This window comes from Sulfurospirillum oryzae, from assembly GCF_025770725.1.
Lineage (GTDB): Bacteria > Campylobacterota > Campylobacteria > Campylobacterales > Sulfurospirillaceae > Sulfurospirillum > Sulfurospirillum oryzae.
Genome location: NZ_JANZKZ010000001.1, coordinates 440,836 through 454,647, shown reverse-complemented (window position 1 = coordinate 454,647; position 13,812 = coordinate 440,836). Strand labels below are relative to the sequence as shown.

The 13,812-nt window shown below is 40.3% G+C and carries 17 protein-coding genes; 14 read left to right on the top strand and 3 right to left on the bottom strand.

Annotated features, from left to right (window positions below; all coding sequences use genetic code 11):
* Nucleotides 1–88: 88 nt before the first annotated feature.
* Both N0B29_RS02160 and ribA read right to left on the bottom strand, forming a co-directional pair.
* Nucleotides 89–511 (bottom strand): GNAT family N-acetyltransferase, encoded by a 423-nt coding sequence (locus tag N0B29_RS02160; protein ID WP_263832056.1) that lies wholly within the window; start codon nt 509–511, stop codon nt 89–91.
* Between the two features lie 9 nt (nt 512–520).
* Nucleotides 521–1,084 (bottom strand): GTP cyclohydrolase II, encoded by a 564-nt coding sequence (ribA, locus tag N0B29_RS02155; RefSeq protein WP_263832055.1) that lies wholly within the window; start codon nt 1,082–1,084, stop codon nt 521–523.
* A gap of 77 nt (nt 1,085–1,161) precedes the next feature.
* Here ribA and hemB point away from each other — a divergent pair, with 77 nt between their 5' ends.
* The 5 genes from hemB to N0B29_RS02130 are packed head-to-tail and all read left to right on the top strand — an operon-like array spanning nt 1,162 to nt 6,200.
* Nucleotides 1,162–2,136, top strand: coding sequence for a porphobilinogen synthase (hemB, locus tag N0B29_RS02150; RefSeq protein ID WP_263832054.1), 975 nt, complete (start codon nt 1,162–1,164; stop codon nt 2,134–2,136).
* 1 nt (nt 2,137) lies between these two features.
* Nucleotides 2,138–3,064: an ornithine carbamoyltransferase gene (argF, locus tag N0B29_RS02145; protein ID WP_263832053.1), complete on the top strand. Its 927-nt coding sequence runs from the start codon at nt 2,138–2,140 to the stop codon at nt 3,062–3,064.
* Nucleotides 3,065–3,093: 29 nt separating this feature from the next.
* Entirely contained in the window at nt 3,094–3,552 is a 459-nt protein-coding gene (locus N0B29_RS02140) for a DUF2603 domain-containing protein (protein WP_263832052.1), read from the top strand.
* An 8-nt stretch (nt 3,553–3,560) separates the two neighbouring features.
* Entirely contained in the window at nt 3,561–4,934 is a 1,374-nt protein-coding gene (hemN, locus tag N0B29_RS02135) for an oxygen-independent coproporphyrinogen III oxidase (RefSeq protein WP_263832051.1), read from the top strand.
* 3 nt (nt 4,935–4,937) lie between these two features.
* On the top strand, nt 4,938–6,200 hold the full coding sequence (locus tag N0B29_RS02130) for a (Fe-S)-binding protein (protein ID WP_263832050.1): 1,263 nt from the start codon (nt 4,938–4,940) through the stop codon (nt 6,198–6,200).
* 46 nt (nt 6,201–6,246) lie between these two features.
* Here the strand turns inward: N0B29_RS02130 and N0B29_RS02125 are convergent, their stop codons facing one another.
* Complete coding sequence (locus tag N0B29_RS02125) at nt 6,247–6,852, bottom strand: hypothetical protein (protein WP_263832049.1); 606 nt, start codon at nt 6,850–6,852, stop codon at nt 6,247–6,249.
* Nucleotides 6,853–6,992: 140 nt separating this feature from the next.
* Here N0B29_RS02125 and N0B29_RS02120 point away from each other — a divergent pair, with 140 nt between their 5' ends.
* The 9 genes from N0B29_RS02120 to N0B29_RS02080 all read left to right on the top strand — a co-directional run bounded on the left by N0B29_RS02120 (nt 6,993) and on the right by N0B29_RS02080 (nt 13,740).
* Nucleotides 6,993–7,295, top strand: a complete 303-nt coding sequence (locus N0B29_RS02120; protein ID WP_263832048.1) for a hypothetical protein — start codon at nt 6,993–6,995, stop codon at nt 7,293–7,295.
* Nucleotides 7,285–7,575 (top strand): type II toxin-antitoxin system RelE/ParE family toxin, encoded by a 291-nt coding sequence (locus N0B29_RS02115; RefSeq protein WP_263832047.1) that lies wholly within the window; start codon nt 7,285–7,287, stop codon nt 7,573–7,575. The genes N0B29_RS02120 and N0B29_RS02115 overlap by 11 nt, the downstream gene beginning before the upstream one ends.
* The gene (locus N0B29_RS02110) at nt 7,572–7,973 is read left to right on the top strand and encodes a YchJ family protein (protein ID WP_263832046.1); all 402 of its coding nucleotides are present in this window, start codon (nt 7,572–7,574) and stop codon (nt 7,971–7,973) included. Before N0B29_RS02115 ends, N0B29_RS02110 begins: the two co-directional genes overlap by 4 nt.
* Nucleotide 7,974: 1 nt before the next feature.
* The gene (locus N0B29_RS02105; protein WP_263832045.1) at nt 7,975–8,631 is read left to right on the top strand and encodes a Crp/Fnr family transcriptional regulator; all 657 of its coding nucleotides are present in this window, start codon (nt 7,975–7,977) and stop codon (nt 8,629–8,631) included.
* A gap of 79 nt (nt 8,632–8,710) precedes the next feature.
* Nucleotides 8,711–9,139, top strand: a complete 429-nt coding sequence (locus N0B29_RS02100; RefSeq protein ID WP_263832044.1) for an Hsp20/alpha crystallin family protein — start codon at nt 8,711–8,713, stop codon at nt 9,137–9,139.
* 104 nt (nt 9,140–9,243) lie between these two features.
* Nucleotides 9,244–10,062, top strand: a complete 819-nt coding sequence (lgt, locus tag N0B29_RS02095) for a prolipoprotein diacylglyceryl transferase (RefSeq protein WP_263832043.1) — start codon at nt 9,244–9,246, stop codon at nt 10,060–10,062.
* A 188-nt stretch (nt 10,063–10,250) separates the two neighbouring features.
* Nucleotides 10,251–11,033 carry a fumarate reductase cytochrome b subunit gene (locus tag N0B29_RS02090; protein WP_263832042.1) on the top strand — a complete coding sequence of 261 codons (783 nt, stop codon included), beginning with the start codon at nt 10,251–10,253 and terminating at the stop codon, nt 11,031–11,033.
* A gap of 2 nt (nt 11,034–11,035) precedes the next feature.
* Nucleotides 11,036–13,021 (top strand): fumarate reductase flavoprotein subunit, encoded by a 1,986-nt coding sequence (locus N0B29_RS02085; protein ID WP_263832041.1) that lies wholly within the window; start codon nt 11,036–11,038, stop codon nt 13,019–13,021.
* Nucleotides 13,018–13,740 (top strand): fumarate reductase iron-sulfur subunit, encoded by a 723-nt coding sequence (locus N0B29_RS02080; protein WP_263832040.1) that lies wholly within the window; start codon nt 13,018–13,020, stop codon nt 13,738–13,740. The genes N0B29_RS02085 and N0B29_RS02080 overlap by 4 nt, the downstream gene beginning before the upstream one ends.
* Nucleotides 13,741–13,812: the final 72 nt, after the last annotated feature.

Here is a 13,812-nt window from a genome sequence, read left to right as displayed (position 1 = left end):
AGACTTTAGAGTCAAGAGCATTTTTTTTAAGCTAAAAAACTTTACATGTAAAGAAGAAATCAACAAAGAAATGGCGAGTCAAAATGCTTTACAGAAGAGGTTTTATGAAATATTTTGGAGACTCAATATAGCCGTGTTTTGCATAAAAACGATGAGCATCTTTTCGTCTTTCATGACAATGCACTTCAATGCGGTCACATTTTTTTTCTTGGGCAATGTGTGTTGCATACGCTTCGAGTTCTGTGCCAATGTGGTGTGACCTTGCTTGTTCATCGACCACAAAATAACTGATGCGTAAAAATGAGCCTAAAAGTGCGATTTGAGGGATGACATGCAAAGAGAGAAGCGCAAGGATTTTTTCTTCTTTTTCATACACCAGAAGCATGGCATCGGGATGTTCTAAAAGAGAGGTTATGCGTTCTTGAATGAAGTTTTGCGTGTTGGGATAGCCTAATTGGGTAAGAAGTGCGGCAATCATTTCAGAATCATTGATTGTTGCACTTCGTATCATTTTAGACGCCTAATACAGATGACCCATCTGCTCTTTTTTTGTCTTTAAATAGCCTTCATTAAAGACGTTTGAGTCTATGACAACAGGGATACGTTCTACAATATTAATTTTTTTAAGGCTCTCAAGTTTGCGTGGATTGTTGGTGAGCAGTTTGATTTGAGCGATGCCAAAATGCGCCAAAATAAATTCAACGACTTCATACGTACGCTCATCAGCCTTAAAGCCGAGCTGGTGGTTCGCTTCGATGGTATCAAGCCCTTTGTCTTGAAGTGCATAGGCATTGACTTTATTGAGAAGCCCAATGTTCCTGCCTTCTTGACGTAGATAAATCACCATACCGCCTTCTTTTTCGATAAGTTTCAAGGCATATTCAAGTTGGTCGCGACAGTCGCATTTAAGACTGCCAATGGTATCACCTGTTAAACATTCGCTGTGAATTCGTACGATTGGAGCGTTTCCTAAAGGCTCTTTAAAAATGACTAAATGCTCTTTAATACCCTCTTTAAAAGATTGAATTTTAAACGTTCCAAAACGTGATGGGAGGTTCGCAACCTCGGAAATTTCTATTTTCATTTTGTTTTATATCCAGTTATGCTAAAATCACTATTTTTTATAACGAGGTCTAATTTTAACCAAGATAAGGCAAAAGAATGTTTAAAAGATTTAGAAGGCTCAGGATGAACGCGACACTTCGTTCCTTAGTTCGCGAAACGACTTTGAGTATGGACGATTTTATCTATCCATTGTTTGCAAAAAGCGGTGAAGGCATTAAAAAAGAGATTGGCTCGATGCCGGGTGTTTACCAAATGAGCATTGACGAAATACTTAAAGAGTGCGCAAACTTACAAAAGCTAGGCATTAACTCTATTATTTTATTTGGTATTCCTGAAGTGAAAGACAGTGTGGGAAGTGACGCGCTGTGTGAGCATGGCATTATTGCTAGTACCATCAAAGCGGTTAAAAAAGCGTACCCTTCTATGTTTGTTGTCACCGATCTTTGCTTTTGCGAATTTACTGACCATGGACATTGTGGTATTTTAGACATGGAACATGAGAGTGTCAATAACGATGCGACGTTGGAAATTTTAGCCAAGCAAGCCCTTGTTCACGCTCGCTCGGGTGCGGATATGATCGCTCCTTCAGGGATGATGGATGGCATGATTGAAGCATTACGCGAAGCCCTTGATAGCGCAGGGTTTATCAATCTTCCGATTATGAGTTATTCGACCAAATTTGCAAGTGCCTATTATGGGCCATTTCGTGATGTGGCTGAATCTGCTCCTAGTTTTGGTGATCGAAAAACCTACCAGATGGACCCAGCCAACCGAAGAGAAGCGATAGCAGAATCTGTGGAAGATGAGATGCAAGGTGCGGACATTTTGATGGTTAAACCAGCCCTTGCCTACCTAGACATCATTCGCGATGTTCGCAATGCGACATCGTTGCCTTTGTGTGTTTATAACGTGAGTGGCGAGTACGCGATGCTCAAAGCCGCTGGTAAAGCGGGTGTGATTGATTATGAGCGCGTGATGATGGAGACGATGATCGCGTTTAAACGCTCAGGTGCTGACATGATTATCAGTTACCACGCGAAAGAAGTAGCAGAAGTATTAAGAAGGAGATAGGATGAGACATTTTTTAACACTCAAAGATTTTAGTAAGCAAGAAATTTTAGAGATGATTGATCTTGCACTTGTTATTAAAAAAGAGGCAAAAGCAAAAAATTATGTGCCATACCTCAAAGATCAAACCTTAGGCATGATCTTTGAAAAAAGCAGTACCAGAACACGTGTCAGTTTTGAAGTGGGTATTCATCAGCTTGGAGGTGTAGGTTTGTTCCTCTCTTCCAATGACTTGCAACTAGGACGCGGTGAGCCTATGAAAGATACCGCTCGTGTTATTAGCCGCATGGTTGACATGGTGATGATCCGTACATTTGCACAAAGCACGCTCGAAGAGTTTGCGGCGTATTCACGTGTACCTGTCATTAGCGGTTTGAGTGATTCGTACCATCCTGTGCAATTGATGGCAGATTACCTCACGATGGTGGAGTATAAAAAAGACCAAAACCCTATCGTCGCATACGTTGGCGATGGCAACAATATGACCCATTCATGGTTGATGCTTGCTTCTAAACTGGGTTTTGAACTTCGCGTTGCTACGCCAAAAGGTTATGAGGTTGATGCTAAAATCTTAGCAGAAGCCCTTGCTTTTGCCAAAGAGAGCGGTGCGGTCATTAAAATCGGCAACGATCCTAAAGAGGCGATCAAAGGTGCTACGGTTGTGACAACGGACACATGGGTTTCAATGGGACAAGAAGCGGAAAAAGCAGCGCGTGTGGCAGCATTTCAAGGGTATATGGTTGATGATGCGATGATGAGTTTGGCAGAAAAGGATGCGATGTTTTTACACTGCTTGCCAGCGTACCGTGACTATGAAGTGAGCGAGAGTGTCTTTGAAGCGCATGCCGATGAGATTTTTGATGAGGCAGAAAACAGACTTCATGCCCAAAAAGCCGTTATGGTATGGCTTGATAGGCACAGAAACAGCTAATGGAATTTAAAAGAAAAAAAGAGTTCAAGATGATAGAGAAGATTTCTAAAGGTTTGAGCGTTAGCAAACAAAAAGAACAAACGGTTTTAGAGATAGTTCCCAGTGAGGACGAAAGCGCGAAGCTTTTACGTCTCAAAAGTGGCTCATGGGATAATCTCAAAGAGCCATGGTTGGTGTATGACGAGAAGCAAAAACTCCATGCCCTTCTTTCTATTGACACACTTAGCAAAATGATAGAACACTTTAAAAAAGCGGAGCAAGAAGCCCTTTTCCTCAAATTGGAAAAAAGCATTTTGCAGCAATTGCCACTTGATTTTCAAGACGTTTGGACGGTGGCTATGGAAGAGATTAATAAGAGTAAAAAAAGCGAGGTTGATTTTGACAAACTCGTTAAAAAGATCAAAAAAGATCACCCAAACCTCTTTTTAGACTTGAAAGATCTCTATTTGCCTGAAGGGGCGAGTATTATCAGCGCGATAGAGCGCTAGGAAAAAGTATGATTGATTTTGATAAATTTGCCAAGTACTCCAAAGCAGGGCCTAGGTATACGAGTTACCCAACAGCTCCCGAGTTTCATGAAGGGTTTACACACAAAAGCTATGAGAGCATCTTGGCAACCCAAGATAAGAGCCGTAAACTCTCGCTCTACTTTCACCTTCCTTTTTGCCGAAGTGCTTGTTACTTCTGTGGGTGTAATGTCGTTTATACCAGCAAAGAAGATAAAAAAGAGCGCTACATTGACTATCTTGAGCGCGAATTAGAGCTCCTTTCCAAACACCTTGACACCTCACGTGAAGTGATTCAGATGCACTTTGGTGGCGGCACACCTACTTTTTTTAACACAGCACAGTTAGAGCGCATTATTGGCTCCATTAAACGCTATTTTAAAAACTTTGCTAAAGATGCTGAAATCAGCTGTGAAATCGACCCTCGTTTTTTAACCAAAGAGCAGTTAGATGTTCTTACATGTAATGGTTTTAACCGCATTAGTTACGGTGTTCAAGACTTTAACGATGAGGTGCAAAAAGCGATTCATCGCATTCAGCCTTACGATGTAACGGGCAATGCAGTGAAGATGGCGAAAGAGGCAGGGATTAAGTCAATTAACATGGACTTGATTTACGGGCTTCCGTATCAAACATTTGAGACTTTTCAAGAGACGTTGCGTCTTGCCGTATCGCTTGACCCAAGCCGTTTGGCGGTTTTCAACTACGCACACGTGCCATGGATGAAAAAATCGATGCGCAAGATCGATGAGACAACGCTTCCACACCCGAGTATTAAGCTTGCCATTATGCGCTACACGATTGACTATTTAGAGTCAAACGGTTATAAAATGATCGGAATGGATCACTTTGCAAAACCTGATGATGAGCTTTTCTTGGCAATAGAAAAAGGTGAATTGCACCGTAACTTCCAAGGTTATACGACCAAAGGTGGCGCGGACTTAATCGGTATTGGTTTGACGAGCATCGGCGAAGGTTTGAAGCACTATGTGCAAAACTTCAAAGAGATGGATGAGTACGAAAAAGCCATCGATGCGGGTGTGTTGCCTGTGCATCGTGGGCTTACGCTCAATGATGATGATGTGCTTAGAAAAGCGGTCATTATGGAAATGATGAGCAACTTTAAACTCAATATCGCGGGGATTGAACAAGCCTTTGGCATTGACTTCTTTGAGTATTTTGCAGATGCCATATCAGCCCTTGCTCCATTTGTCGAAGAAGGTTTAGTGGTTATCGATAAAGTGGGTAAAAAGATTTTAGTCAATACCACAGGCACACTGCTCATTCGTAATATCGTGATGCCTTTTGATGCGTACCTCCAAAAAATTCCTGAAGATAAACGACGCTTCAGTAAAACGGTGTAACAGATGTTTAATTTTAATGTAACGAGCGATGCGTGTGTTAAGTGCGGTAAGTGTATACCTGTTTGTACAATTCACGAAGTTAACCGTGATGAAGTTACCAGTCCTAGAGGTTTTTTAGACCTTCTTGGTGCATACCAACGAGGAGAGCTTGAACTCGATAAAAACGCTAAAAATATTTTTGAGAGTTGCTTTTTGTGTACCAACTGTGTCAGTGTCTGCCCGAATGACTTGCCTGTTGATATGCTCATTGAACAAGCGCGCAATGACATTCGCAAAAAATTTGGTCTTGCGTGGTATAAAAAGCTTGCCTTCTTCTTACTTCGCAACCGCAACATCATGGACGTTCTAGCCCGTTTTGGTTACATGTTTCAAACCTGTGGTTTTAAGATCGTGGAGAAAAAAAGCTCCATGTACATGCGAAATTTTCCTATCATTAAGATGGACAGACTCTTTCCAAGCCTAGCCAAAAAGACCTTTTTGAACTCATATCCCGATGTCATTCATAACGGTGGCAAAGGCAAAGTGGGTATTTTCATTGGTTGTTTAGCCAATTACATGTACACCGACATCGGCAAGTCTTTGCTTGAAATTTTAAAAGTGCTCGAAATTGATGCGTATCTCATCAAACAACAAAAATGCTGCGGCGCGCCTCAGTACTTTACGGGTGATTTTGACAGCGTGGATTATCTGGCAAAATTTAACATCGAGTATATTGAAGGCTTTGTAAACGAACTTGATGCCATCATCATCCCAGAAGCAACGTGTAGTGCTATGATCAAAGCAGACTACGTACACTTTTTCCACGACCAACCAGAATGGAAAGAACGTGCCAAAGCCATTGCTCCACACATTTTCATGGCAACCGAATACCTAGAAAAAAAGACCAATTTAGCCGAGATTTTGGCAACCAAAGCCAAACAAAGCGACGCGGTAACCTACCACGACCCATGTCACGCACGCAAAATGCAAGGTGTTTGGAAAGAGCCACGTAACCTCATTTCTCAAAACTACGTCATTAAAGAGATGAGCGACCCAAATCGCTGTTGTGGTTTTGGTGGTGTGACGATGCAAACAGGAAACTACCGCTTCGCCAAAGCCGCAGGACTTCCAAAAGCCGCCATGATCAAAGAAACAGGTGCTGAGTATGTGAGTGCTGAGTGTAGCGCCTGTCGTATGCAACTAGGCGATGCTATGCACGGACAAAAAGTCGATGCTATCTTTAAAAACCCTATTGAATTAATTGCTAAAGCGTTGAGAGAGAGCTGAGTCAAATGTTTACATGTAAGGCTGAAAAGCTTTACATGTAAATCTACTAACTATTTTTTGTCCTTGCATTATTCCAAAGTTTAAACTCGGTATCTAATGGATGTGAATCTTTAAATTTATTTCTAAAATCTTTTTGAACATTCAAGTATGTTTTATAATCACTAATTTTGCTCCAGCATGTTTGGAAGGGAACACTATAACCTTCATCTTTCAAAGATTGAATTAAAATATTGTCTAATGGTACATGACAAAATGGGTACAAATTTTTATAACCGGGCATATCATATTCTCCATAAGAAAAAATATATTTAAAGGTCATATTAATCCATTTTTGGGCTTGCCCAATGTGAAAAGATTGATAATTGTTTTTTGTATATATAGCTTGTATTGTGAGACATTGTTCTTGATGCCATATATCAAAATCTACTTGATTTTTAATTGGTGTAGTTTTCAATTTTTCAAATTCTCGCATTAAATGTTTTTTAGCTTCATCTGTTATGCTCTTACCATTCTCTTGAGTTGCAAAGTCGTGTAATGTTCTGTTAAAATCTCGATAAGCTCTATTGATACAATTTTCAAGTGGTGTACCTGCACCAAAATAAAGATCGTAAATGTATGCAGTCCATTGTTCTTGTGTTATTTCTGATTGCAAAAGTACTCCTTTGTTCTGAATTTGACAATACTATAACAAAAATTTCAACAAACTCTTTACTTGCAAAACCTTCCTTGACACAAATTTCACATTCAACTATAATTACCCATAAGATTATCCGTATAATAGCGAGGAATAAAATGCTAACCTACAAACCTAATGAGTTGATGAGCAGTACCGATATAGCGAAGAATTTTGGCAGTGTGCTTGCAAAGTTAGCCAGTCATGAGGTTGCGAAAATTGGTGTTTTGAAAAATAACAAGCTTGATTTTGTGATAATGCGGAATGATGAAATAGACCAACTGGTGCAACAAGAAATCAAACGACTAAAATTTGAAGAAGATAAAAAGTTTGTAGCTTCTCAAGTGCAAAAACTCAAAAACAATGAAGCGGTTTTTTATTCACTCGACGAGTTGGAAAAACGTTTAAACAATGAAGCTTAGGTTTGAAAAAGAGTTTGTTCTTTCTCTTGAAAAAAAGATTCACTTTATAGCGCTAGATAGTCCAAATGCAGCTCAAGCGTTTCAAAAGGGTATTCTTCAAAGTTGCAAAGCATTGCTCGAAATGCCATACAAACATCGAAAATCCATTTATCATGATGATCAAAATATACGGGACTTAGTTTATAAAGGTTACACAGTTGTTTACGCTATTGAAGAGGAGTTTATCTCTGTGTTAGCACTTATCAATCAAGAATATTATCATCCAAAAGAGCAATTATGAAAGAAGAAAATCTCTGTCCTTGTGGTAGCAGTAAAACCTACGAAGCGTGTTGTGAGCTGTACCATAAAAAACACAATGCGCCCACATGTGAGGCACTGATGCGTTCACGCTACGCTGCGTTTGTGTTTGGACTGGTGGAGTATCTGTTTGAAACCACGCATCCTAACCATCGCGCAAAGCATTTAAAAGAAGAAATTGCTTTTACATGTAAAGGTTTAGCGTGGACGAAACTCGACGTTTTAGAGACGTGGCAAGGTGGCGTGAACGACAAAGTAGGCAAAGTCTCTTTTCGTGCTTCATTTGTCCAAGAGGGCAAAGAGGGTTTACATGAGGAGCATTCACGCTTTAAGCGATTTGGCAAAGCGTGGATGTATGTTGATGGCGAAGTGAAGGGTTAGTATGTACGCGCTTGAGGTAATTCAGCAAGAACTCAAAGAGGACATTGAGCGTTTTGGGCGTGTGGTGCATGTCAAAAAAGGTGAAATCCTTATGCGCCCAGAAGAGTGCTTGGAGCACTTTTTTGTCATTTTAGAAGGGCGTGTGAAAATCTCGCAGATTAACTTTGAAAATGGCAAAGAGCAGATACTCTATCTTTTATCCAAAGGCGATATGTACGACATCATCACGCTTTTAGATGCCAAAGTGCATGAAAATGTGGCGATGGCGTTGGATGATGTCAAACTTCTTGTATTTCCCATTGAGCTTTTTCGTGAGTGGATCGAGACCAAGGCCTCCTTTAACAAACTTTTTCTACCCTATGTTGCCAAACAGCTCCGTGATGTCGAAACCTTGGCGAGTGATCTTTCCCTCTACGATACCACAACGCGTTTAGTGAAATTGATCGCTAAAAACATCGAAAAGCAAGGCGACAAACAGACACTCAAACTTATCAATAACCTTTCGCATGAGGAGCTCGCGAGCCTCATTGGGACGGTACGAAAAGTGCTCAACCGCAATTTGCAATCGTTAAAAAAGCAAGGGCTTATTGATGTTAAGCGCAAAGAAATTTTCATCAAAGATTCTCAAAACCTACTCGAACATCTTCCCGAAGAATAGCCATTTTATGCCACCTAAGTGGCAGACAAACATCTTTACATGTACTAAACTTCTTCCATAAATTTTTAAGGAGTTTAACATGTTAGTAACACGATTTAATCCCTATAAAGAGCTAAAAGAGTTGGAGAGTCGGTTGTTTAACTACTATCCTGCTGAAAGCGACGAGAGTGGCATCTCTGCGTTCAAACCTACCGTGAGCACCCGTGAAGGCGAGTTTGCTTATCATGTTGAAGTTGATCTTCCTGGTGTTAAAAAAGAGGACATCAGCATCGATGTCAAAGACAATCAAATCGTTATCTCAGGTGAGAGAAGTTTCAAAGAGGAACGCCAAGAAAAAGACTACTACAAAGTGGAGAGCAGTTACGGTAAGTTTCAGCGAAGTTTTGCTCTGCCTGAAAATGTTGATGTCGAGAACATTGAGGCAAGCAGTGAAAATGGCGTACTTGAAGTTGTGCTTCCAAAACTCAAAATTGAAAAAGCCGAAGTTAAAAAAATCGCCGTCAAATAAACTTACATGTAAGGAGCACTTTTAATGCTCCTTACATTTTCTTCATTCTCTTCTAAAGCCAAATTTGCTACTATCGTCTACATGTTTTACATGTAAGGATTTTGATGCTTTTTTGGAATAATATTTACAGTCAGTTTGACCCCGTTGCTTTTAAGCTAGGACCTATTGCCGTGCATTGGTATGGGCTTATGTATATTATGGCACTTTTAGGTGCATTATACGCTGCCAAATGGTTTGTCAAAAAAGACAACCTAGGTTTTACAAATCAAGTTTTAGAGAGTTATTTTATTTGGATTGAAATCGGCATTGTTTTAGGTGCTCGCACGGGATACATCCTCTTTTACGATCCGCATGTGGATTATTATCTCTCCAACCCGTGGCAGATGTTCAACCCCTTTATGGATGGTACGTTTGTAGGTATTAGAGGTATGAGCTACCATGGTGCCATTGTTGGCTTTTTTATAGGTACTTGGCTTTTTTACCTCAAACATAAGATCAATGTCTGGAGACTACTGGATGTGGTCGCTATCAGTGTACCTGTGGGTTACATTTTTGGACGTATTGGTAACTTTCTTAACCAAGAACTCTTTGGTCGCCCAACTGATGTGGCATGGGGTATTTATGTTGATGGTGTCCTTCGTCACCCTTCCCAACTTTATGAAGCACTTTTAGAAGGTTTGATGGTTTTTGTGGTGCTCTATTTTTACCGAAAGTTTAAAAAATACGATGGTGAGCTCATTGCTCTTTACGGTTTTCTCTACTCTTTAGGACGATTTATTGCAGAGTTTTGGAGAGAACCAGATTTCCAAATCGGCTTTGTGTATGGTGACTGGATGAGCAAGGGGCAAGCCCTCTCAATTCTCATGGCAATCGCTTCTTTATTATTATATGGCCTAATAATCAAACGAGGAAAAAAGGGATAAAAAAATCCCTTTTAAATCCCCTTTTGTATATTATAATTCCAACTAGTATGTACAAAATAACATAATTATCGTTTGTTAAAACTTGTTGTAATATCCTTAAAAAGGGTGTTTGTAAAAGATTGACATTCATAAGTGTGTTGTTCTGCACATTTATGAGCGTTTATCAAACTTCACAAAAAGGATGAGATGTGAGTGACCTACTTGAAGGGTTTTTAGGTACGAGCGTTGAGGGAAAAAAGAGTAGAGTTCCTGCGAAACTTGACTATGTTCAAAGTGCAACAGGGCTATTCTTAGGTTTGTTTATGTGGGGACACATGTTCTTTGTATCAACTATTTTGATCAGCAAAGACTTTATGTACACCATAACAAAAATGTTTGAAGGCAGTATGTTCCTTAGCGAACCACAGCCTGTAATCGTTTCTGCGATTGTATTGTTTGTATTTGCAGTCTTTATTGTACACGCAATGCTCGGTATGAGAAAATTGCCTATTACATTCAGACAATATCAAGCATACAAAACACACATGGGCATGATGAAACATGATGATACGACAATGTGGTTTACACAAGCGTTCACCGGTTTTGCAATGTTTTTCCTTGGTTCTGCACACCTCTTTACTATGGCGGTTCAAGCAGATAAAATTGGACCTTATGGTTCAGCAGATAGAATGTACAGCGAATTTATGTGGCCATTTTATCTTCTTCTTCTTCTTGCTGTTGAGTTCCACGGTGGTATCGGCCTTTATCGTCTTTGTGTAAAATGGGGATGGTTTGAAGGTGAACACGCAAAAGATTCTCGTAAAAATCTTAAAAAAGTTAAATGGGCTGTTACTGTATTCTTCTTAGCACTTGGTCTTTTAACGTTGGCTGCTTATGTCAAAATCGGTTACGAGCACAGAAATAATGTTGGTGAAGTATATAAACCAACGGCACAAGTAGAAGCAAGATATGATGTGAAGGTTAGGGCGTAAAAATGAACGTAAAATATTGTGATGCACTGGTAATCGGTGGTGGTTTAGCAGGTCTTAGAGCGGCGATTGCAACGCAATCTAAAGGTCTTAGCACAACAGTTTTAAGTCTTTGTCCAGTAAAGAGATCACACTCTGCTGCGGCACAAGGTGGTATGCAAGCAAGTCTTGGTAACTCAAAAATGAGTAGAGGTGACAACGAAGATGTTCACTTTGCAGATACTGTAAAAGGTAGTGACTGGGGTTGTGACCAAGAAGTTGCACGTATGTTCGTTACCGTTGCACCTAAAGCTATCCGTGAGTTAGCTGGTTGGGGCGTGCCTTGGACTAGAATTGCTAAAGGTAGCAGAGAAGCTATCATCAATGCAGAGAGAACAACAATCGTTGAAGACGATGAAGTTCATGGTTATATCCACTCTCGTGACTTTGGTGGTACTAAAAAATGGAGAACCTGTTATACAGCGGATGCTACAGGTCATACCATGCTTTTTGGTGTTGCTAACGAAGCGTTGAAACATAATGTAAATATTGAAGATAGAAAAGAAGCGATTGCGCTTATTCATGAAAACAACCGTTGTTACGGTGCGATTGTAAGAGACCTTGTAACGGGTGAGCTTTGGGCTTATGTTGCTAAAGGTACTTTGATCGCAACGGGAGGTTACGGTAGACTTTACAAACAAACAACCAATGCGGTTATTTGTGATGGTATTGGTGCTGCTATTGCTCTTGAAACGGGTGTTGCGACACTTGGTAACATGGAAGCAGTACAATTCCACCCAACCCCAATCGTTCCATCAGGTATTCTTTTAACTGAGGGCTGTCGTGGTGATGGTGGTCTATTACGTGACGTTGATGGTCATAGATTTATGCCAGACTACGAGCCAGAGAAAAAAGAACTTGCAAGTCGTGACGTTGTAAGTCGTCGTATGATGGAACACATCCGTAAAGGTAAAGGTGTTAAATCTCCTTATGGCGAGCACTTGTGGTTAGATATCTCTATCCTTGGTCGTGCACACATTGAGAGAAACCTAAGAGATGTACAAGAAATTTGTCAAATCTTTAACGGTATCGATCCTGCGGATGAAGGTCCAAAAGGTTGGGCACCCGTTCTTCCAATGCAACACTACTCAATGGGTGGTATTAGAACAAAACCAACCGGTGAGTCTCCAACACTTTCAGGTCTCTTCTCTGCGGGTGAAGCTGCTTGTTGGGATATGCACGGATTTAACCGCCTTGGTGGTAACTCTGTAAGTGAGACTGTTGTTGCAGGTATGATCGTTGGTGATTATTTTGCTGACTATTGTTTATCAAACGAAGTCAATGTCAATACAGCAACAATTGAAAAAGCATTGAAAAAACAATCTGATTTCATCAATCACTTGTTAACCAACAAAGGTAAATACAACATTTTTGAAATCAAAAACAGAATGAGAGATATTATGTGGGAAAAAGTTGCGATTTTCCGTGATGGCAAAGGTCTTGCTGAAGCGGTTAATGAACTTGAAGAACTTCTCAAAAAATCTCACGATGTGAATGTTAAATCTAAAACAGCATCTGCTAACCCAGAACTTGAAGAAGCGTACCGTGTTCCAATGATGCTTAAACTCGCTCTTTGTGTTGCCCTTGGCGCACGTGATCGAACAGAAAGCCGTGGTGCACATTACCGTGAAGACTTCTTGAAACGTGATGATGCCAACTGGTTGAAACGTACTCTTACTTCATGGAAAGAGGGCGCTACACTTCCAACGGTTAGCTATGAAGATTTAGATATTATGAAAATGGAAATCCCACCTGCGTTCCGTGGTTACGGTGCAAAAGGTATGATTATCGAAAACGAATTAAGCCTTAAACGTCAAGAAGAAGTTGATAAACTTCGTGAAGAAATGGAAGCGGCAGGCAAAGACAGACATGCGATCCAAGATGCGCTTATGCCATTTGAGCTTCAACCCTATTATAAAGCTAAAAATGAGAGATTTGGAGATGCAAAATGAGTAGAACTATTACCATAAGGGCTATGAAATATAACCCACAATCAAAGCTTTCAAAAGCGCACTTTGCAGAGTACAAGCTTGAAGAAACTGATGGTATGACACTGTTTATCGCGCTTACAAAAATTCGCGAGACAATGGACGCTGACCTTTCTTTTGACTTTGTATGCCGCGCAGGTATCTGTGGAAGTTGCGGTATGATGGTTAATGGTAAGCCAGCCCTTGCTTGTAGAACATTGACAAAAAATTTCCCAAGCGGCGTTATTCAATTAATGCCTATGCCAGCATTCAAACTGATCAAAGATCTTTCTGTTGATACGGGTAACTGGATGAATGGTATGAGTAAACGTGTTGAGAGTTGGATTCACACAAATCACACTGTTGACATTTCTAAACTTGAAGCACCTATGGAGCCAAAACTCGCTGATGAGACATTTGAGCTTGATCGTTGTATCGAGTGTGGTATTTGTGTTGCAGCATGTGGTACAAAATTGATGAGACCAAACTTTATTGGTGCTGTTGGTTTGAACCGTGTTGCACGTTTTGCAATGGATCCACACGATAACAGAACCGATGAAGACTTCTATGAGCTTGTCGGTGATGATGATGGAATTTTTGGATGTATGAGTCTCGTTGCGTGCGAAGACAACTGTCCAAAACACTTACCACTTCAATCAAAAATCGCTTATATGAGAAGAAAACTCGTAGCACTTCGCTCGTAATCTTCGCTTTTAGAGGAGTAAGGTACTTGCCTTACTTCTCGCCTTAATCTTGACATTTAGTCTCGCAATTTT

Bases quoted from the DNA above. Each gene is read 5' to 3' on its own strand.
- N0B29_RS02160 (WP_263832056.1), bottom strand. From the start codon at position 511: ATGATACGAAGTGCAACAATCAATGATTCTGAAATGATTGCCGCACTT.
- ribA (WP_263832055.1), bottom strand. From the start codon at position 1,084: ATGAAAATAGAAATTTCCGAGGTTGCGAACCTCCCATCACGTTTTGGA.
- hemB (WP_263832054.1), top strand. From the start codon at position 1,162: ATGTTTAAAAGATTTAGAAGGCTCAGGATGAACGCGACACTTCGTTCC.
- argF (WP_263832053.1), top strand. From the start codon at position 2,138: ATGAGACATTTTTTAACACTCAAAGATTTTAGTAAGCAAGAAATTTTA.
- N0B29_RS02140 (WP_263832052.1), top strand. From the start codon at position 3,094: ATGATAGAGAAGATTTCTAAAGGTTTGAGCGTTAGCAAACAAAAAGAA.
- hemN (WP_263832051.1), top strand. From the start codon at position 3,561: ATGATTGATTTTGATAAATTTGCCAAGTACTCCAAAGCAGGGCCTAGG.
- N0B29_RS02130 (WP_263832050.1), top strand. From the start codon at position 4,938: ATGTTTAATTTTAATGTAACGAGCGATGCGTGTGTTAAGTGCGGTAAG.
- N0B29_RS02120 (WP_263832048.1), top strand. From the start codon at position 6,993: ATGCTAACCTACAAACCTAATGAGTTGATGAGCAGTACCGATATAGCG.
- N0B29_RS02115 (WP_263832047.1), top strand. From the start codon at position 7,285: ATGAAGCTTAGGTTTGAAAAAGAGTTTGTTCTTTCTCTTGAAAAAAAG.
- N0B29_RS02110 (WP_263832046.1), top strand. From the start codon at position 7,572: ATGAAAGAAGAAAATCTCTGTCCTTGTGGTAGCAGTAAAACCTACGAA.
- N0B29_RS02105 (WP_263832045.1), top strand. From the start codon at position 7,975: ATGTACGCGCTTGAGGTAATTCAGCAAGAACTCAAAGAGGACATTGAG.
- N0B29_RS02100 (WP_263832044.1), top strand. From the start codon at position 8,711: ATGTTAGTAACACGATTTAATCCCTATAAAGAGCTAAAAGAGTTGGAG.
- lgt (WP_263832043.1), top strand. From the start codon at position 9,244: ATGCTTTTTTGGAATAATATTTACAGTCAGTTTGACCCCGTTGCTTTT.
- N0B29_RS02085 (WP_263832041.1), top strand. From the start codon at position 11,036: ATGAACGTAAAATATTGTGATGCACTGGTAATCGGTGGTGGTTTAGCA.
- N0B29_RS02080 (WP_263832040.1), top strand. From the start codon at position 13,018: ATGAGTAGAACTATTACCATAAGGGCTATGAAATATAACCCACAATCA.